The sequence below is a fragment of the Pseudomonas sp. H1_A03 genome, assembly GCF_054685145.1.
Genome location: NZ_CP162829.1, coordinates 5785507 through 5802232, shown reverse-complemented (window position 1 = coordinate 5802232; position 16726 = coordinate 5785507). Strand labels below are relative to the sequence as shown.

19 protein-coding genes are annotated in these 16726 nt (G+C 60.6%); 1 reads left to right on the top strand and 18 read right to left on the bottom strand.

Annotation, left to right across the window (positions count from 1 at the left end):
• Positions 1–81 precede the first annotated feature (81 nt).
• Together AB4O35_RS26815 and fnr are read right to left on the bottom strand one after the other, a co-directional pair.
• Positions 82–630, bottom strand: coding sequence for an adenine phosphoribosyltransferase (locus AB4O35_RS26815; protein ID WP_065946232.1), 549 nt, complete (start codon positions 628–630; stop codon positions 82–84).
• A gap of 78 nt (positions 631–708) precedes the next feature.
• Positions 709–1443, bottom strand: coding sequence for a fumarate/nitrate reduction transcriptional regulator Fnr (fnr, locus tag AB4O35_RS26810; protein WP_065873844.1), 735 nt, complete (start codon positions 1441–1443; stop codon positions 709–711).
• A 153-nt stretch (positions 1444–1596) separates the two neighbouring features.
• On the opposite strand from fnr, the gene AB4O35_RS26805 reads away from it, so the two are divergent.
• Positions 1597–2064 carry a hypothetical protein gene (locus AB4O35_RS26805; RefSeq protein WP_460149386.1) on the top strand — a complete coding sequence of 156 codons (468 nt, stop codon included), beginning with the start codon at positions 1597–1599 and terminating at the stop codon, positions 2062–2064.
• Here the strand turns inward: AB4O35_RS26805 and hemN are convergent, their stop codons facing one another.
• The 16 genes from hemN to ccoN (AB4O35_RS26725) form a co-directional block, all read right to left on the bottom strand.
• On the bottom strand, positions 2065–3447 hold the full coding sequence (gene hemN, locus AB4O35_RS26800) for an oxygen-independent coproporphyrinogen III oxidase (RefSeq protein ID WP_065873843.1): 1383 nt from the start codon (positions 3445–3447) through the stop codon (positions 2065–2067).
• A 94-nt stretch (positions 3448–3541) separates the two neighbouring features.
• Positions 3542–4225, bottom strand: coding sequence for a sulfite exporter TauE/SafE family protein (locus tag AB4O35_RS26795; RefSeq protein ID WP_065873842.1), 684 nt, complete (start codon positions 4223–4225; stop codon positions 3542–3544).
• Positions 4218–4430 carry a cbb3-type cytochrome oxidase assembly protein CcoS gene (gene ccoS / locus AB4O35_RS26790; RefSeq protein WP_010208549.1) on the bottom strand — a complete coding sequence of 71 codons (213 nt, stop codon included), beginning with the start codon at positions 4428–4430 and terminating at the stop codon, positions 4218–4220. Before ccoS ends, AB4O35_RS26795 begins: the two co-directional genes overlap by 8 nt.
• A gap of 22 nt (positions 4431–4452) precedes the next feature.
• Entirely contained in the window at positions 4453–6897 is a 2445-nt protein-coding gene (locus tag AB4O35_RS26785; protein WP_065881228.1) for a heavy metal translocating P-type ATPase, read from the bottom strand.
• A gap of 45 nt (positions 6898–6942) precedes the next feature.
• On the bottom strand, positions 6943–7482 hold the full coding sequence (locus AB4O35_RS26780) for a FixH family protein (RefSeq protein ID WP_015885303.1): 540 nt from the start codon (positions 7480–7482) through the stop codon (positions 6943–6945).
• 16 nt (positions 7483–7498) lie between these two features.
• Complete coding sequence (ccoG, locus tag AB4O35_RS26775) at positions 7499–8902, bottom strand: cytochrome c oxidase accessory protein CcoG (protein ID WP_065946230.1); 1404 nt, start codon at positions 8900–8902, stop codon at positions 7499–7501.
• A gap of 207 nt (positions 8903–9109) precedes the next feature.
• A complete protein-coding gene (locus AB4O35_RS26770) occupies positions 9110–9520 on the bottom strand; it encodes a type II toxin-antitoxin system VapC family toxin (RefSeq protein WP_065873839.1) in 411 nt (136 codons plus the stop codon).
• Positions 9520–9774 carry a type II toxin-antitoxin system Phd/YefM family antitoxin gene (locus AB4O35_RS26765; protein ID WP_010208555.1) on the bottom strand — a complete coding sequence of 85 codons (255 nt, stop codon included), beginning with the start codon at positions 9772–9774 and terminating at the stop codon, positions 9520–9522. Before AB4O35_RS26765 ends, AB4O35_RS26770 begins: the two co-directional genes overlap by 1 nt.
• A 171-nt stretch (positions 9775–9945) precedes the next feature.
• Positions 9946–10923, bottom strand: a complete 978-nt coding sequence (gene ccoP, locus AB4O35_RS26760; RefSeq protein ID WP_049712048.1) for a cytochrome-c oxidase, cbb3-type subunit III — start codon at positions 10921–10923, stop codon at positions 9946–9948.
• Positions 10920–11105 (bottom strand): CcoQ/FixQ family Cbb3-type cytochrome c oxidase assembly chaperone, encoded by a 186-nt coding sequence (locus AB4O35_RS26755; RefSeq protein WP_003175465.1) that lies wholly within the window; start codon positions 11103–11105, stop codon positions 10920–10922. The genes ccoP (AB4O35_RS26760) and AB4O35_RS26755 overlap by 4 nt, the downstream gene beginning before the upstream one ends.
• 6 nt (positions 11106–11111) lie before the next feature.
• Positions 11112–11720, bottom strand: a complete 609-nt coding sequence (gene ccoO, locus AB4O35_RS26750) for a cytochrome-c oxidase, cbb3-type subunit II (RefSeq protein ID WP_003193167.1) — start codon at positions 11718–11720, stop codon at positions 11112–11114.
• The gene (ccoN, locus tag AB4O35_RS26745; RefSeq protein ID WP_065873838.1) at positions 11720–13162 is read right to left on the bottom strand and encodes a cytochrome-c oxidase, cbb3-type subunit I; all 1443 of its coding nucleotides are present in this window, start codon (positions 13160–13162) and stop codon (positions 11720–11722) included. The genes ccoO (AB4O35_RS26750) and ccoN (AB4O35_RS26745) overlap by 1 nt, the downstream gene beginning before the upstream one ends.
• 350 nt (positions 13163–13512) lie before the next feature.
• Positions 13513–14460 carry a cytochrome-c oxidase, cbb3-type subunit III gene (gene ccoP, locus AB4O35_RS26740; protein ID WP_065873837.1) on the bottom strand — a complete coding sequence of 316 codons (948 nt, stop codon included), beginning with the start codon at positions 14458–14460 and terminating at the stop codon, positions 13513–13515.
• The gene (locus tag AB4O35_RS26735; protein ID WP_010208563.1) at positions 14457–14657 is read right to left on the bottom strand and encodes a cbb3-type cytochrome oxidase subunit 3; all 201 of its coding nucleotides are present in this window, start codon (positions 14655–14657) and stop codon (positions 14457–14459) included. Before AB4O35_RS26735 ends, ccoP (AB4O35_RS26740) begins: the two co-directional genes overlap by 4 nt.
• A gap of 3 nt (positions 14658–14660) precedes the next feature.
• A complete protein-coding gene (gene ccoO / locus AB4O35_RS26730; protein WP_065881223.1) occupies positions 14661–15269 on the bottom strand; it encodes a cytochrome-c oxidase, cbb3-type subunit II in 609 nt (202 codons plus the stop codon).
• Between the two features lie 10 nt (positions 15270–15279).
• On the bottom strand, positions 15280–16704 hold the full coding sequence (ccoN, locus tag AB4O35_RS26725; RefSeq protein WP_049712053.1) for a cytochrome-c oxidase, cbb3-type subunit I: 1425 nt from the start codon (positions 16702–16704) through the stop codon (positions 15280–15282).
• Positions 16705–16726: the final 22 nt, after the last annotated feature.

Sequence of the window (16726 nt, the reverse complement as noted above, 5' to 3'; positions counted from 1 at the left end):
TGAATGTGTGGACCCAATCAAATGTGGGAGCGGCGGTGCGACGATTCGACTTGCCCGCGAAAAGGCCAGTCCAGGCAACCGTTACCTTTCAGTCAACGCAAACTGCGTCAGACAAAACGTCGGAATCCCCTTGTCTTCCAACCGCTGCGACCCACCCAACTCCGGCAAATCAATGATCGCCGCCGCTTCAAAAATCTGCGCACCCATGCGCCGCACCAGGTTCGCCGCGGCGATCAGGGTGCCGCCGGTGGCAATCAAATCATCAAAGATCAATACCGAGTCACCCTCACACAGGCTGTCAGCGTGCACTTCCAGGAAGGCCTCGCCGTACTCGGTCTGGTAACCCTCGGCCAGCACGTCGGCTGGCAGCTTGCCCTGCTTGCGAAACAGGATCAGCGGCTTGTTCAGTTGATAGGCGATGATCGAACCGATCAGGAACCCCCGCGCATCCATCGCGCCGATGTGCGTGAAGTCAGCCTCGACATAACGCTGGGCAAAACTGTCGGCCACCAGGCGCAGGGCGCGAGGCGATTGGAACAGCGGGGTGATGTCACGAAAGATCACCCCAGGCTTGGGGAAGTCGATGACAGGGCGGATCAGGGATTTGATGTCGAACGAATCAAAGGTCATCGTCGAAGAGTCCTGGGCTGGAAACGGACTCGAAGTATACCTGCGGCCTCGCCAGTTGGCGCGGCCGCAGCGTCTGGATCAGGCGTCGACCGTGCCGCCGGCCAACGCACACAGTTGGATCGGGTCGAGGATATGCACTTCCTTGCCTTCGGCAGCGATCAACTCGTTCTGCTGGAAACGGGTAAACACGCGGGACACGGTTTCCACCGCCAGGCCCAGGTAGTTGCCGATTTCATTGCGCGACATGCTCAGGCGGAACTGGTTGGCCGAGAAACCACGGGCACGGAACCGCGCGGACAAGTTGACCAGGAAGGTGGCGATGCGCTCGTCGGCGGTTTTCTTCGACAACAGCAGCATCATTTGCTGGTCGTCGCGAATCTCGCGGCTCATCACGCGCATCAGCTGACGGCGCAGTTGCGGCAATTGCAGGGCCAGTTCGTCCAGGCGCTCGAAGGGGATTTCGCACACTGACGTAGTCTCCAGAGCCTGGGCCGACACCGGGTGAATCTCGGTGTCCATGCCTGACAGCCCCACCAGTTCGCTGGGCAAGTGGAACCCCGTGATCTGTTCTTCGCCGCCATCGCTCAGGCTGAACGTCTTCAACGCGCCCGAACGCACTGCATAAACGGAATCGAACTTGTCGCCCTGGCGAAACAGAAACTCGCCTTTTTTCAGCGGGCGACCGCGTTTAACGATCTCGTCCAGCGCTTCCATGTCTTCCAAATTCAACGAAAGTGGCAGGCACAGGGGGGCCAGGCTGCAATCCTTGCAATGGGCCTGGCTGTGAGCGCGCAGTTTAACTGGCTCGGACATTTCTTAAATCCTTGTGGGAAAACACACATAAGACGTAAGGGTAACGCACTGGAGGTCGCTGAAGCCAGCGTGTACAAAAAACCGGCAACCATATAAAGGTTTTTGTACCGAGGTCGATACAGCAGGCATACCTATTTAGTCGGAGCCTGGATCATGTCTGTTATCGCCGCCTACAACCCTGCCATCCGCATTCCGACTGTGCCGGATGTAAAACCACTGGCTGAGGCCAAGGAAGAAGCACCAGGCGCTGAAACGGCTACTGCACCCAAAGTGGTTGAAGGTGTGACCGTGACTATTTCCGCCGATGCCTTCAAAGCCGCTGGTGCGGCCAAAAGCTCCAATGCGGATATCGATGACAGTGGCCTGGACGACAACGTCAAACAGGTGCTGAAAATGATCCGCCAACTGAAACAGCAGATCGCCGAAAAACAGGCCGAACTGGCGGCAGTCGCGGCGGCCAATAACCTCTCGCCCGAAGAGGCTCGAGCCAAGACCAGTGCTCTGCAAAGCGAAATCAGTGCTTTGCAGGCGGGCCTGATGTCGGCTCAGACCTCCCTGGCCAAGTCGATGAAAGGTATGAGCGCCAACGACTCGATGAAGGCCGCCTCGTTGTCGATGTAATCAGATTACCCGTGAAAATCGTTGCCGATTCTGGTGCTCCAGGTAGGCATCGAACACCATGCACACCGAACGCACCAGCAGTCGCCCGGCGGGCAATACACGAATGCCCTGGGCGCCGAGTTCGATCAGGCCATCTTCGGCCATGGTCTCCAGTTGCGGCCAGATGTCGTCAAAATACCCGCGAAAATCAATGTTGAAGGCCGGCTCGATCTTCTCGAACGCCAGGCTGAAATTGCAGATCAACTGTTGGATAACCTCCCGCCGCAACCGATCGTCCGTGGTGCAGACCAAGCCGCGGCTGGTGGCCAGTTGCGCGCCGGCCAAGCTGTTCTGGTAGGCGTTGAGGTCGCTGCTGTTCTGGCAGTACAGGTCGCCGATCTGGCTGATCGCCGACACCCCGAGCCCGATCAGGTCGCAATGACCGTGGGTGGTGTAGCCCTGGAAGTTGCGTTGCAGGGTGCCTTCTTCCTGGGCGATGGCCAGCTCGTCGTCCGGTAGGGCGAAGTGATCCATGCCGATGTAGCGATAGCCGGCCTGGGTCAATTGCTCGATGGTGGTTTGCAGCATCAGCAGCTTTTCTGCCGGTGAAGGCAAGTCGTCGGTGTTGATGCGCCGCTGCGGCATGAAGCGTTCAGGTAGATGCGCATAGTTAAATACCGACAGGCGGTCCGGTTGCAGGTTGATCACTTCCTCGACGGTGCGCGCGAAGTTCAGCGGGGTCTGCTTGGGCAGGCCGTAGATCAGGTCGATATTGATCGAGCGAAATTGCAGGGTGCGCGCCGCGTCGATGACCGCACGGGTTTCTTCCAGGCTTTGCAGGCGGTTGACCGCGCGTTGCACCTCGGGGTCGAGGTCTTGCAGGCCGATGCTGACGCGGTTGAAGCCCAGCTCACGCAGCAGGCCCATCGTGGCCCAATCCGCCTCGCGGGGGTCGATCTCGATGCCGTAGTCGCCGGAATCATCATCCAGCAAATTGAAGTGCTGACGCAGGCATGCCATGACCTGGCGCAGTTCGTCGTGGCTGAGAAACGTCGGCGTGCCGCCGCCGAAGTGCAGTTGTTCCACCGGTTGTTTCGGGTCGAGGTGGCAGGCCACCAGTTGGATTTCCTGCACCAGGCGTTGCAGGTAAGCCTGGGCGCGGCCACGATCCTTGGTGATGACTTTGTTGCAGGCGCAGTAGTAGCAAATGTTCGCGCAAAACGGCACATGCACATACAGTGACAATGGCCGCACAGCCTTGCGACTGTCGCGCAGGGCGTGGAGCAAGTCGAACGTGCCGACCTGGCTGTCGAATTGTACGGCGGTGGGGTAGGACGTGTAGCGCGGTCCCGCCAAGTCGTAGCGGTGAATCAGATTGGTGTCCCAACGAATGGCGTCGAGCATGCGGGCGCTCCCCCGGATTGGCTAGTGGGGTGAGTCTAGGGGCGCGTCGAAGGTGGCATCTTGATTTGCATCAACGGGGAGCGGCGCTATGCATTTAGTGGCCCATTAGCCAGTGCTGGTGCGGCCCCGGCAACGTCCAGATACCAAACAGGATCACCAACAAGCCACCGGCCATCCGCACGCTGCGTTTGCGCAGTAGCGCCGTGACCCGCTCAGCCGCCAGGCCGGTGGCCAACAGTACCGGCCAAGTGCCCAGTCCAAACGCCAGCATCAGCAACCCGCTGTCCAGCGCATTCCCCTGGCTCGCCGCCCACAGCAACGTGCTGTAGACCAATCCGCACGGCAACCAGCCCCAGAGTGCGCCCAGCAGCAACGCGCGCGGCAGGCTGGACACCGGCAGCAAACGGTTGGCAACCGGCTGGATATGCCGCCACAGGCCGCGCCCGAGGCTTTCGACGCGGGTGAGGCCGCTCCACCAGCCCGCCAGGTACAGGCCCATGCTGATCAGTAATAGCCCGGCAAGTACGCGCATGAACATCGCGGCCGGGCTGTTCGCCACCGCCCAGCCGGCCAGGCCAATCAACACGCCGGCAGCGGCATAGCTGAGGATGCGCCCCAGGTTGTACGCCAGCAGCAGGCGAAACCTGCGGCTGCGCTGCTCCTTGGGGATCGCCAGGGTCAACGCGCCCATTAGCCCGCCGCACATGCCCAGGCAATGGCCGCCCCCCAGCAGGCCGAGGATCAGTGCGGAGACCAGCAGCGGCGCCAGTTCAAGCATGGGGTGGGTCTTTAGGCGGTTGTTCGGGGTGGTTGGCTTCTTCGACGCCGGCCAGGTGATTCGGGTCCTGGTCGTCGAACAGCACGCTATGGGCCGGCCCATCGAGGTCGTCGTATTGGCCGCTGTCCACGGCCCAGAAGAAGATGTAGATGGCCACGCCCACTAACAGCAGCGCCGCCGGAATCATCACGTATAAAGCTGGCATCTGCACTCCATGCCCGCGCGGCTCACACCGGCAGCGGGCGGGTTACTGAGGGGGCTCGGGCAACTGGCGCGCTCGGCAGGCGAGTCAGGCGCAGGGCATTGAGCACCACGGTCAACGAACTGAGGGACATACCGATAGCCGCCCAGATGGGCGTGATCCAACCCAGGGCGGCAAACGGCAGCATTAGGCCATTGTACAGCCCGGCCCACAGCAGGTTTTCAATGATCACGCGACGGGTGCGCCGCGCCAGGGAAAAGGCTTGCACCAGCGCGTCCAGGCGGTTGGACAGCAACACCGCATCGGCGCTGGTCTTGGCTAGGTCGGTGGCGGTGCCCATGGCCACGCTGATATCCGCGGCGGCGAGCACGGGCACATCGTTGACCCCATCGCCGAGCATCAGCACCTTGCGGCCTTCCTTGTGCAGTTGTTGCAGCACCTGCAACTTGTCATCAGGGCGCAGGCCGCCGTGGGCTTCGTCGATGCCCAATTCGGCGGCGACACTGGCGACCATCGGCGAACTGTCCCCGGACAGCAACAGCGTGCGCCAGCCGCGTGCCTTGCAGGCGGCCAGCAGGGCCGGCGCGTCGCTGCGCAGGCGGTCATCGAGCACAAACCAGGCTAGGGCGCCTTCGCGGTCGCCGAGCAGCAGCCATTGACCCGAATCTGTCGGTGAGGCGGGGATCGCGCAACCACTGAGTTCGCAGACATAACCGGGTTGACCAATGCGCAATTGGCGCTCGCCAACGCGACCTTCAAGACCAAGCCCAGGCGAACTGAGCACCTCATCGGCGGCCAGCGGCGCGCGACCAAAGGCGCGGGCAATCGGGTGTTCGGAACGGTTTTCCAGGGCGGCGGCAAGGCTCAGGCACAGGTCCGTGCTTAATGTGCCCAGGGGGCGGATGGCTCTCAAGGCCAAGCGGCCTTCGGTGAGGGTGCCGGTCTTGTCGAAAATCACCGTGTCGATCTGGTTCAGCCCTTCCAGCACGTGTCCGCGGGTCAGCAATAACCCGAGTTTGTGCAAGGTGCCAGTGGCGGCAGTGAGCGCGGTGGGGGTGGCCAGGGACAATGCACAGGGGCAGGTCGCGACCAACATCGCCAGTACAATCCAGAACGCCCGCGAAGAATCCAATTCCCACCACAGCAAGCCGATCAGGGCGGCGGCGATCAGCGAGCACAGCAGGAACCACTGCGCAGCGCGGTCAGCGATCTGCGCCAGGCGCGGTTTCTCGGCCTGGGCGCGCTCCAGCAGGCGCACGATGGCGGACAGGCGCGTGTCATGGCCCAAGGCGCGCACTTCGACTGTCAAGGCGCCTTCCACATTGAGCGTGCCCGCCGTGACCGCATCCCCGGTTTGGCGCGGTTGCGGCAGGTATTCACCGGTGAGCAGGGATTCATCGATGCTGGATTGGCCGTCGAGAATCACGCCATCCGCCGGCAGTACGGCACCTGGGTGCACCAGTACACGGTCACCCAACGCCAGCTCGGGAAGCAGGATGCGCTCGCTTTGACCATCCGCCTTCAGCCGCAGGCACGAGGCGGGCAGCAAGTTGACCAACTGCGCCGTCGCGGCGGCTGTACGCTCGCGGGCACGCCGCTCGAGGTAGCGACCGGCCAGCAAGAACAGCGCAAACATGCCCACCGCATCGAAGTACAACTCACCTAGGCCGGTGATCGTGGTCCAGATGCCCGCCAGATATGCACCGCCGATGGCCAATGAAACCGACACATCCATGGTCAGGTGACGCGTACGCAAGTCGCGCAGGGCACCCTTGAAAAACGGTGCACAGCTGTAGAACACGATGGGTGTTGTAAGAAACATCGCCACCCAGCGCAGGATCACATGAAGCTCCGGGCTCAGGTCGATGTTGAATTCCGGCCAGGTAGCCATGGTTGCCATCATCGCCTGGAACCACAGCAGCCCAGCAACACCCAATTGGCGCAGGGCCAGGCGGTTTTCGCTGGCCAATTGCTCGGCCGCGCGGTCCGCTTGATACGGGTGGGCGGCGTAACCGATATGGCGCAGCTCGCTGAGTAACTGGCTCAACGGCAACTGCCCGTCAGCCCAACGCACCAGCAAGCGGTGGTTGGACAAGTTCAGCCGCGCCTCGGCCACAGCGGGCAGGCTGCGCAGGTGTTTCTCGATCAGCCAGCCACAGGCGGCGCAGCTGATGCCTTCCATCAGCAGGGTGGCCTCGGCGAGTTCGCCGTCGTGGCGTACAAAGGGTTTTTGCACGTCGGCGCGGTCGAACAGCGCCAGCTCGTCCACCAACTGCACGGGTAACGCCTCGGGGTTGGCCGAGGCTTCGCTACGGTGCTGGTAGTAGCTTTCCAGGCCACCGGCGACAATCGCTTCGGCCACTGCCTGGCAGCCGGGGCAGCAGAGTTCGCGGCGTTCGCCGAGGATCACGGCGGTAAACCGGCTGCCGGAGGGGACGGGGAGGGCGCAGTGGTAGCACGGGATGGTCATGATCTGGAATCTAAGATGGCAGGGAGGACCTCTTTGCGCAGGTTTTTACTTTTTCAGGTCTTCGGCACCCTGCAGCGGTTCATCACCCAGCAGCAAGTCCTTGTCGTGGCTGACCTGTTCTTCCTCGAACATGCGCCAGGTGCGGTCGCCTTCCACGCCGAGCAATTCGACGAAGCGACGGCCTTCGACCTTGTCGGTGACCTGCCCTATGTAGCGGCCGGGTTCACTGTCACTGCGGGCCAGGTTGATCTTGCGATCCTTCTCGGGCTGGGTCGGGGAAATCAGGTTCAATTCCAGGGTGGTCGGGTTGCTGTTGCCGGTGAGGTTCACCTCGACTTCACCGGTCAGCTCATCCAGGTGCACCTTGGCGCGCAGTTGCAGGGTCTGGGCCAGCAGCTCACGGTCGAGAGAACGGTTGATGCCTTTGCCGGCCTCGTAGTAGTTGTCGTTGACTAGGTTGTCCGGGTTGTTCACCGCGATGGTCACCATGGACAGGGTCAAGGTCACCGAGCAGGCCAGGATCCCGATGATGATCCAGGGCCACAGATGCTTGTACCAAGGGCTTGCAGCAGTTGCTACGGACATTGTTCGGTTCTCTTGATTAACGAACTTGCGGGCCGATGAATCGGCTCTTGGCTTCAATCTGGACGCTGGTGTCATCGGCATCCTTGAGCATGAAGGTCACCTCGTTGGTGCTCGACGGCAATTGCTCCGGCGCACTCGACAGCTCCACCGGCATGCTGACGATATCGCCGGCGGCCACCTTGATCTCGCGGCGGCCCTGCAGCTTGAGGTCCGGCAGGCCCGAAGCATCGAGCACGTAGGTGTGGTCGCGCTGGTCCTTGTTCATGATCTTCAGGCTGTAGACGTTTTCGATACGCCCTTCGGCGTTTTCGCGAAACAGCACGCGGTCTTTGCTCACGTCGAAACCCACCAGCGAGCGCATGAAGAACGCCGCCACCAGCAGGCTGATCATCGCCAGCAACACCAGCGCGTAGCCGATCAATCGCGGGCGCAGCTTGTGGGTTTTCTGCCCCGACAGGTTGTGCTCGGTGGTGTAGCTGATCAGGCCGCGCGGATAGTCCATCTTGTCCATGATGTTGTCGCAGGCGTCGATACAGGCGGCGCAGCCGATGCACTCGATCTGCAGGCCGTCGCGGATGTCGATACCGGTCGGGCACACCTGCACGCACATCGTGCAATCGATGCAATCCCCAAGGCCCTGGGCCTTGTAGTCGACGCCCTTTTTACGCGGGCCGCGCAGTTCGCCACGACGTGGGTCGTAGGAGACGATCAGGGTGTCTTTGTCGAACATCACGCTCTGGAAGCGCGCATACGGACACATGTAGATGCACACCTGTTCGCGCAGCCAGCCGGCGTTGCCATAGGTGGCGAGGGTGAAGAAACCGACCCAGAAATACGACCAGCCATCGGCCTGGCCGGTGAAGAACTCGAACACCAGTTCGCGGATTGGTGAGAAGTAGCCGACAAAGGTCATGCCGGTGACAAAACCGATCAGCAGCCAAAGGGTGTGCTTGCTGAATTTGCGCAAGAATTTGTTGGCGCCCATCCGCGCTTTATCCAGCTTGATGCGCTGGTTGCGGTCGCCTTCGGTGACCTTTTCGCACCACATGAAGATCCATGTCCACACGCTTTGCGGGCAGGTATACCCGCACCACACGCGACCGGCGTACACGGTGATAAAGAACAGGCCAAACGCCGCAACAATCAAAATACCTGAGAGCAGGATGAAGTCCTGGGGCCAGAAGGTCGCACCAAAAATAAAGAACTTACGTTCCGGCAGGTTCCACCACACGGCCTGGTGGCCACCCCAGTTCAGCCACACGGTGCCGAAGTAGAGCAGGAACAGGCCGGCACCACCGAGCATGCGCAGATTGCGGAATAGGCCGGTGAAGGCACGGGTGTAGATTTTCTCTCGCGAGGCGTAGAGGTCGACGGTTTTGGCAGGCGGGGTAACGTTATGTACCGGTATTTGGTCGCTCATCATTGCATCCCACGGCGGTGGAGATTTGCCTCGGCCAGTACGTGCCAACCGGGGTCAAATTAAGGGTGTTGCGGTGGCCTAATGATACGCCCCCGATAGTACGTCAAGGGTGCGACCTTTGGTCGCGTTGGGTGAAATCAATTGATGGTGTACGTGACCTGGATCAATTGACTTGGGAAGTATGGACGGTTTTTGCGGCCAAGCCGGTTATTCGTCCCATGGATTAATCAGTGAAACGCCACTGGATGTGAAGTCACTGACGTTGCGCGTCACAACGGTGAGGCCATGAACCAAGGCGGTAGCGGCGATCAACGCATCACTTTCATTGGCCCGATCTGGAACATGCAAATGTGCGCAACGCAGTGCGACCGCAGCGTCAACAGGCAGGATTCGGGTATCGAAAGCGGGCATCACATGGCGTTTGAGCCAGGTACGCAATACCTTCCCCTGCGCCGGGTCTCGCCGCTCTATGCGCAAGACTCCGGTCTCCAGTTCTTTAAGCGTTATCGCGGAGATAAACATGCGTGGAGCGATGACACTCTTTGCCCATGCGACCACCTTTGCGTCGGCGTGGGGTTTGCGAAGTTCAGAAATAACATTGGTGTCGAGTAGATACATCAAGAGAGGTCCACAGGTCGATGAGTGATCACGGCGCGTTCGGTTTCGAAGTCGATATCGGCCGCTTCTGGCATCACTAGCAGATCAACGATGTCGGCATTGAGCCCTGTCAGTTTCTGGTAGTCCTCAATGCTTAGCAGTACATGGGCCGGCTTGCCGCGATCGGTGATAAAAACCGGCCCTTGGCGGGCTGCTTTTTTGGCACCACTTGTGTCTTGGTTGAATTCGCGGCTGGAAATGGTGGTGATGGTCATGGGGGAGCCCCCTTTATTTGGCTGGATGTAGTTACGTTACTACTTGGTTGTTGCAGGTCGCAAGTGTGAGGCTACGAGTGGTAGCGGGTACCTGCTTACAGAGTCTTCGAAAGCCAGAATGAACAAAGCCCCGCCAGCGTTCGCTGCACGGGGCTTTGATGTTTCGAGGTCTTACTGCTCTTCAGCCTTCTTATCCCCATGGGACAAGCTGTAAACATAGGCTGCCAGCAAGTGCACCTTGTCGTTCCCCTGCAGTTGCTCCTGCGCAGGCATCTGGCCCTGGCGGCCCCAACGGATGGTCTGTTGCAGTTGGGCGAAGCTCGAACCGTAGATGAATGCACCCGGGTGGGTCAGGTCGGGTGCGCCCATGGCGGGCGTGCCTTTACCGGCCGGGCCATGGCAGGCCACGCAGTTGGCGGCGAAGAGTTTTTCGCCGTTGGCCACGTCAGCCTTGACGCCTTCTGGCAGCTTGCGACCGTCGAGGTTGGTCACCACGAAGGCGGCGACATCGCTGACGCCTTGTTCCTTGAGGATATCCAGCCAGGCCGGCATCACGGCATGGCGGCCCTTCATGATGGTTTCCTTGATGGTGGCGGGCTCGCCACCCCATCGCCAGTCGGCGTCGGTCAGGTTGGGGAAGCCATAGGCGCCCTTGGCGTCGGAACCGTGGCACACCGAGCAGTTGGAGGCGAACAGGCGGCCCCCCATCTTCAAGGCTTGCGGATCCTTGGCGACTTCCTCAATCGGCATCGAGGCGAATTTGGCGAAGATCGGCCCGAACTTGGCGTCCGACCTGGCCATTTCCTTTTCCCACTCGTGCACGCCGGTCCAACCGGTCTGGCCATTGGCGAAAGCGGTTTGCTTGTCGTTGTCGAGGTAGTTGTAGCCCGGCAGCAGGCCCTTCCAATTGCCCAGGCCCGGGTACAGCACCAGGTAGCCGAGGGCGAAGATGATGGTGCCGACAAACAGCATGAACCACCACTTGGGCAGTGGGTTGTCGTACTCCTCGATGCCGTCGAACGAGTGGCCGACAGTCTCGTCGGTTTGCTCGGCGCGCTGGCCCTTGCGGGTAGACAGCAGCAGCCAGGTCAGGGCGAAGATGGTACCCAGACTGAGGACTGTGACGTACAGACTCCAGAACGTAGTCATTCTTTGTTACTCCTAGAAGCTTGCTCGACGTGCTTGATGGCTTCGGGATCATCCGCAAAGGGCAGCAAGGTCGCGTCTTCAAACTCCGACTTGCGCTTGGGGCTGAACACCCACAACGCCAGGCCGATAAAGGCCACCATCACCACAACGGTGCCCAAGCCACGAATCATCCCGATATCCATGAAGAATCACCGTTTGCTTTTGATGATGGTGCCAAGGCCTTGCAGGTAGGCCACCAATGCGTCCATTTCGGTCTTGCCTTTCACTGCTGCGGCTGCACCGGCGATGTCTTCGTCGGTGTAGGGCACGCCCAGGGTGCGCAAGACTTCCATCTTCTTCGCGGTGTCCTTGCCGTCGAGCTTGTTTTCCACGAGGAACGGGTACGCTGGCATTTTCGACTCAGGCACAACGTTGCGCGGGTTGTACAAGTGCGCACGTTGCCAGTCATCAGAGTAACGACCGCCGACACGCGCCAAATCCGGGCCGGTACGTTTGGAACCCCACAGGAATGGGTGGTCCCACACGCTTTCGCCGGCGACCGAGTAGTGGCCGTAGCGTTCGGTTTCGGCGCGGAACGGACGGATCATCTGCGAGTGGCAGCCGACACAACCGTTGGCGATGTAGACGTCGCGGCCTTCCAGTTCAAGCGCGGTGCGCGGCTTCATGCCTTCCACCGGCTTGTTGGTGACGTCCTGGAAAAACAGCGGAACGATCTGGGTCAGGCCGCCGATACTCACGGCGATGACCATGAAGAAGGCCAGCAGGCCGATATTCTTCTCGACTACTTCATGCTTCATCAGTGGGCTCCCACAACGGCGATCTTGGCGGCGGCTTCGGCTTCGGCAGGGTCGGAGGCACGCACGGTGCGCCAGACGTTGTAGGCCATGAACAGCATGCCGGTGGCAAAGAACGCACCGCCCAACGCGCGGACGATAAAGCCCGGATGGCTGGCCTGCAGCGCTTCGACGAAGGAGTAGGTGAGGGTGCCGTCATCGTTGATTGCACGCCACATCAGGCCCTGGGTGATGCCGTTGACCCACATCGAGGCGATGTAGAGCACGGTACCGATGGTCGCCAGCCAGAAGTGCGTGTTGATCAGCCCGACACTGTGCATCTGCACGCGGCCGAACAGTCTGGGGATCATGTGGTAGATCGCGCCGATGGAGATCATCGCGACCCAACCGAGCGCACCGGCGTGTACGTGGCCGATGGTCCAGTCGGTGTAGTGGGACAGCGAGTTGACGGTCTTGATCGCCATCATCGGCCCTTCAAAGGTCGACATGCCGTAGAACGCCAGCGATACCACGAGGAAGCGCAGGATCGGGTCAGTGCGCAATTTATGCCAGGCCCCCGACAGGGTCATCATGCCGTTGATCATGCCGCCCCAGCTCGGGGCCAGCAGGATGATCGACATTGCCATGCCCAGGGACTGCGCCCAGTCCGGCAACGCGGTGTAGTGCAAGTGGTGCGGGCCGGCCCAGATGTACAGGGTGATCAGCGCCCAGAAGTGCACGATGGACAGGCGGTACGAGTAAATAGGACGTTCGGCCTGTTTCGGCACGAAGTAGTACATCATCCCCAGGAAACCGGTGGTGAGGAAAAACCCTACGGCGTTGTGGCCGTACCACCACTGGATCATCGCGTCAGTCGCCCCGGCGTAAGCCGAGTAAGACTTGAACAGGCTGACCGGCAACGAGGCGTGGTTGACGATGTGCAGCATCGCCGTCACCAGGATAAAGGCGCCGTAGAACCAGTTGCCCACATAGATGTGCTTGGTCTTGCGCTTGACGATGGTACCGAAGAACACCACGGCATAGGTCACCCACACAATGGCAAGCAAAATGGCGATGGGCCATTCCAGCTCGGCGTATTCCTTGGTGGTGGTGTACCCCAGTGGCAGGGTGACGATGGCGCCGACAATGACCGCTTGCCAACCCCAGAAGGTGAAGGCCGCGAGGCTGTCGGAGATCAGTCGCGTCTGGCAGGTTCGCTGCACGACATAGTAGGAGGTGGCAAACAATGCACATCCGCCGAAGGCGAAGATCACCAGGTTGGTGTGCAGCGGGCGCAGGCGGCCAAAGGTCGTCCATGGCAAACCGAAATTCAATTCCGGCCAAACCAGTTGCGAGGCGATAAACACCCCGAGCCCCATGCCAAGGATCCCCCAGACCACCGTCATGATGGCGAACTGGCGGACTACCTTATAGTTATAAGCAGTCGGACTGATTGCTGTGCTCATTCTAAGGTTCCACGGTTTAGGTTTTTTTATAGGTAAAATCGGCCGCAAGTATGGAGAAAGCGAGGGGCCATTGCAACGCAATGGCTGACCTGTATCAATGCGTTCCACGCCAGATTCTGCGCCCTTTCCATGTTTAGCGTAGGGATAAAATCCGAAATAGAAAGCTGATCAAGTGGACAGGAAAATTTTGGGGTCGCAACGCATGTCGTTGCGTACGCCAGAATTGGTCCGCTGTGGGAACAAGCGTAGACCCGAAAGTGAGGGGGGGAAAGGTGTGCTTTGGAAGGGTGCGACACTTGGTCGCGTAGCGGGGTAGAGCTGCCGCCCCAAGTTGGGGCGGCATTCAGAGGTCACTCGGGCTGGCTTTCTGGCGTTGCACCATCAGCGTTGTGGGACAGGCTGTAAACATACGCGGCCAACAAGTGCACCTTATCGTTACCTTGCAGCACTTCCTGCGCCGGCATTTGGCCTTGGCGGCCGTGACGGATGGTCTGCTGCAACTGCGCGAGGCTGGTGCCGTAGATGTAGCCGGCCGGTTTGGTCAGGTCGGGTGCGCCCATGGCTTCCATGCCGTGGCCTTCTGGACCGTGGCACGCGACACACGTGGTGTTGAACGCCGCTTGGCCTGCGGCCAGGTCAGCGGTGCTGTCGGCAGGCAATGGCAGCTTGGCCACGTCGTGGCGGACGTACGCAGCGACGTTTTTCACTCCGTTGTCGCCGAGCATGTCACCCCAGGCCGGCATCGCCGCGTGGCGGCCGTTCAGGATGGTGGTCTTGATCGCTTCAGCCGAACCGCCCCAGCGCCAGATGTTGTCCGCCAGGTTTGGGAAACCAAACGCGCCCTTGGCATCCGAGCCGTGGCACACCGAGCAGTTGGAAGCGAACAGGCGACCGCCCATTTTCAGCGCTTGCGGGTCCTTTGCGACTTCTTCCAGCGGCATGGCCGAGAATTTGGCGAAGATCGGCCCGAACTTGGTGTCGGCCTTGGCCATCTCCTTGTCCCACTCCTTGGCCGACGTCCAGCCGTCTTCATAGCCCGGCAACACGCCTTTCCAGTTGCCCAGGCCCGGGTAGAGGATCAGGTAGCCGACCGCAAACACCAGGGTGCCGGCGAACAGCATGAACCACCACTGGGGCAGCGGGTTGTCGTATTCCTCGATACCGTCGAAGGCGTGGCCCATGGTCTGGTCGACGCTGCCCTTGGTCTCGCCCTTGCGGGTACCGATCAAGAGCCAGGTCAGGCCGATCAGGCTGCCGAGGGTCAGTACGCAGATCCATGTACTCCAAAACAGGGTCATGGCCGAGTGCTCCTTATTGCAGGCTCTTCTTGAGCGTCGGATGGAGAAGGTTCATCGGCGAAGGGCAGCAGGCGCGCCTGCTCGAATTCCGCATTGCGCCGGTTGTTGAACACCCACAGCGACAGGCCGATAAAGGCGATGGCGACCACCAGCGTGCCGAGGCCGCGGATGGTGCCCGCATCGAATTCAAATCCCATGGCTCACCTCTTGCTCTTGATGGCAGTACCGAGTACTTGCAGGTACGAAACCAGCGCGTCCATCTCGGTCTTGCCTTTGAGGCTGGCCACGGCGGCACTGATGTCGTCGTCGGTGTAGGGCACGCCGAGGGTGCGCATCACGTTCAACTTGGTCTCGGTATGGCTGCTGTCGACCTGGGCGGTGACCAGCCACGGATAGGCCGGCATTTTCGACTCGGGCACCACGTTGCGCGGGTTGTACAAGTGCGCGCGGTGCCAGTCGTCCGAGTAGCGTGCGCCAACGCGCGCCAGGTCCGGCCCGGTGCGCTTGGAACCCCACAGGAACGGGTGGTCCCACACGCTTTCACCGGCGACCGAGTAGTGGCCGTAGCGTTCCGTTTCGGCGCGGAACGGGCGGATCATCTGCGAGTGGCACTGTACGCAGCCTTCGCGGATGTAGATGTCACGGCCTTCCAGTTGCAACGCGGTGTAGGGCTTCATGCCTTCAACCGGTTTGTTGGTCACGTCCTGGAAGAACAGCGGGACGATCTGGGTCAGGCCGCCGATGCTCACGGCTAGCACCATGAGCAGCATCAGCAGGCCGACGTTCTTTTCAATCGTTTCGTGTTTCATCACAGACTCCTCAGGCCATCTGCGCCGCAGCGGCAACTTCGGCAGGTTGCGCCGAACGCACGGTGCGCCAAGTGTTGTAAGCCATCAGGAACATGCCGCTGAGGAAGATCGCACCGCCCACCAACCGCACGATGAAGCCAGGGTGGCTGGCCACCAGGGTTTCGACGAAGGAGTAGGTCAAGGTGCCGTCTTCGTTGACCGCACGCCACATCAGGCCCTGGGCAATGCCGTTGACCCACATCGAGGCGATGTAGAGCACGGTGCCGATGGTGGCCAGCCAGAAGTGCGCGTTGATCAGGCCAAGGCTGTACATCTGCTCGCGACCGAAGACTTTCGGGATCATGTGGTACAGCGCGCCAATGGAAATCATCGCCACCCAGCCAAGGGCGCCGGCGTGTACGTGGCCGATGGTCCAGTCGGTGTAGTGGGAGAGGGCGTTGACGGTCTTGATCGCCATCATCGGGCCTTCGAAGGTCGACATGCCGTAGAACGCCAGGGAGACGACGAGGAAGCGCAGGATCGGGTCGCTGCGCAACTTATGCCAGGCACCCGACAACGTCATCATGCCGTTGATCATGCCGCCCCAGCTCGGTGCCAGCAGCACCAGCGACATCACCATGCCCAGCGACTGTGCCCAGTCCGGCAGCGCGGTGTAGTGCAAGTGGTGCGGGCCGGCCCAGATGTACAGGGTGATCAGTGCCCAGAAGTGCACGATGGACAACCGATAGGAATACACCGGGCGCTCGGCCTGTTTCGGCACGAAGTAATACATCATGCCGAGGAAGCCGGCGGTGAGGAAAAATCCTACCGCGTTATGCCCATACCACCACTGCACCATGGCATCCGTCGCACCGCCGTAGAGGGAGTAGGACTTGGTCAGGCTGACCGGGATTTCCAGGTTGTTGACGATATGCAGGATGGCCACGGTGATGATGAACGCACCGAAGAACCAGTTGCCGACGTAGATGTGCTTGGTGTTGCGCTTCATGATCGTGCCAAAGAACACGATGGCATACGCCACCCAGACAATGGTGATCAGGATGTCGATCGGCCATTCCAGTTCTGCGTATTCCTTGGAACTGGTGTAGCCCAGTGGCAAGGAGATGGCGGCCAAGAGAATGACAAGCTGCCAGCCCCAGAAGCAGAATGCGGCGATTTTCGGCGCGAACAGCTGCGTCTGGCAGGTACGTTGCACCGAGTAGAAGGAGCTGGCGAACAGCGCGCAGCCACCGAAGGCGAAGATCACCGCGTTGGTGTGCAACGGGCGCAGGCGGCCGAAGCTGGTCCAGGGCAAGTCGAAGTTGAGTGCAGGCCAAACCAATTGAGCAGCGAGAAAAACCCCGAGCCCCATGCCGACGATGCCCCACACCACCGTCATAATGGCGAATTGGCGGACCACCTTGTAGTTATAGGCGGTACTTAAAGTAGTGTTCATGGTTCCCCATCCACGGTTCAAC

Bases quoted from the DNA above. Each gene is read 5' to 3' on its own strand.
- AB4O35_RS26765 (WP_010208555.1), bottom strand. From the start codon at position 9,774: ATGACCATCACCACCATTTCCAGCCGCGAATTCAACCAAGACACAAGT.
- AB4O35_RS26785 (WP_065881228.1), bottom strand. From the start codon at position 6,897: ATGACCATCCCGTGCTACCACTGCGCCCTCCCCGTCCCCTCCGGCAGC.
- ccoN (WP_065873838.1), bottom strand. From the start codon at position 13,162: ATGAGCACAGCAATCAGTCCGACTGCTTATAACTATAAGGTAGTCCGC.
- ccoO (WP_065881223.1), bottom strand. From the start codon at position 15,269: ATGAAACACGAAACGATTGAAAAGAACGTCGGCCTGCTGATGCTGCTC.
- AB4O35_RS26805 (WP_460149386.1), top strand. From the start codon at position 1,597: ATGTCTGTTATCGCCGCCTACAACCCTGCCATCCGCATTCCGACTGTG.
- ccoO (WP_003193167.1), bottom strand. From the start codon at position 11,720: ATGAAGCATGAAGTAGTCGAGAAGAATATCGGCCTGCTGGCCTTCTTC.
- AB4O35_RS26755 (WP_003175465.1), bottom strand. From the start codon at position 11,105: ATGGATATCGGGATGATTCGTGGCTTGGGCACCGTTGTGGTGATGGTG.
- ccoP (WP_049712048.1), bottom strand. From the start codon at position 10,923: ATGACTACGTTCTGGAGTCTGTACGTCACAGTCCTCAGTCTGGGTACC.
- AB4O35_RS26795 (WP_065873842.1), bottom strand. From the start codon at position 4,225: ATGCTTGAACTGGCGCCGCTGCTGGTCTCCGCACTGATCCTCGGCCTG.
- AB4O35_RS26815 (WP_065946232.1), bottom strand. From the start codon at position 630: ATGACCTTTGATTCGTTCGACATCAAATCCCTGATCCGCCCTGTCATC.
- ccoS (WP_010208549.1), bottom strand. From the start codon at position 4,430: ATGCCAGCTTTATACGTGATGATTCCGGCGGCGCTGCTGTTAGTGGGC.
- ccoN (WP_049712053.1), bottom strand. From the start codon at position 16,704: ATGAACACTACTTTAAGTACCGCCTATAACTACAAGGTGGTCCGCCAA.
- fnr (WP_065873844.1), bottom strand. From the start codon at position 1,443: ATGTCCGAGCCAGTTAAACTGCGCGCTCACAGCCAGGCCCATTGCAAG.
- ccoP (WP_065873837.1), bottom strand. From the start codon at position 14,460: ATGACCCTGTTTTGGAGTACATGGATCTGCGTACTGACCCTCGGCAGC.
- AB4O35_RS26735 (WP_010208563.1), bottom strand. From the start codon at position 14,657: ATGGGATTTGAATTCGATGCGGGCACCATCCGCGGCCTCGGCACGCTG.
- ccoG (WP_065946230.1), bottom strand. From the start codon at position 8,902: ATGAGCGACCAAATACCGGTACATAACGTTACCCCGCCTGCCAAAACC.
- AB4O35_RS26780 (WP_015885303.1), bottom strand. From the start codon at position 7,482: ATGTCCGTAGCAACTGCTGCAAGCCCTTGGTACAAGCATCTGTGGCCC.
- AB4O35_RS26770 (WP_065873839.1), bottom strand. From the start codon at position 9,520: ATGTATCTACTCGACACCAATGTTATTTCTGAACTTCGCAAACCCCAC.
- hemN (WP_065873843.1), bottom strand. From the start codon at position 3,447: ATGCTCGACGCCATTCGTTGGGACACCAATCTGATTCACCGCTACGAC.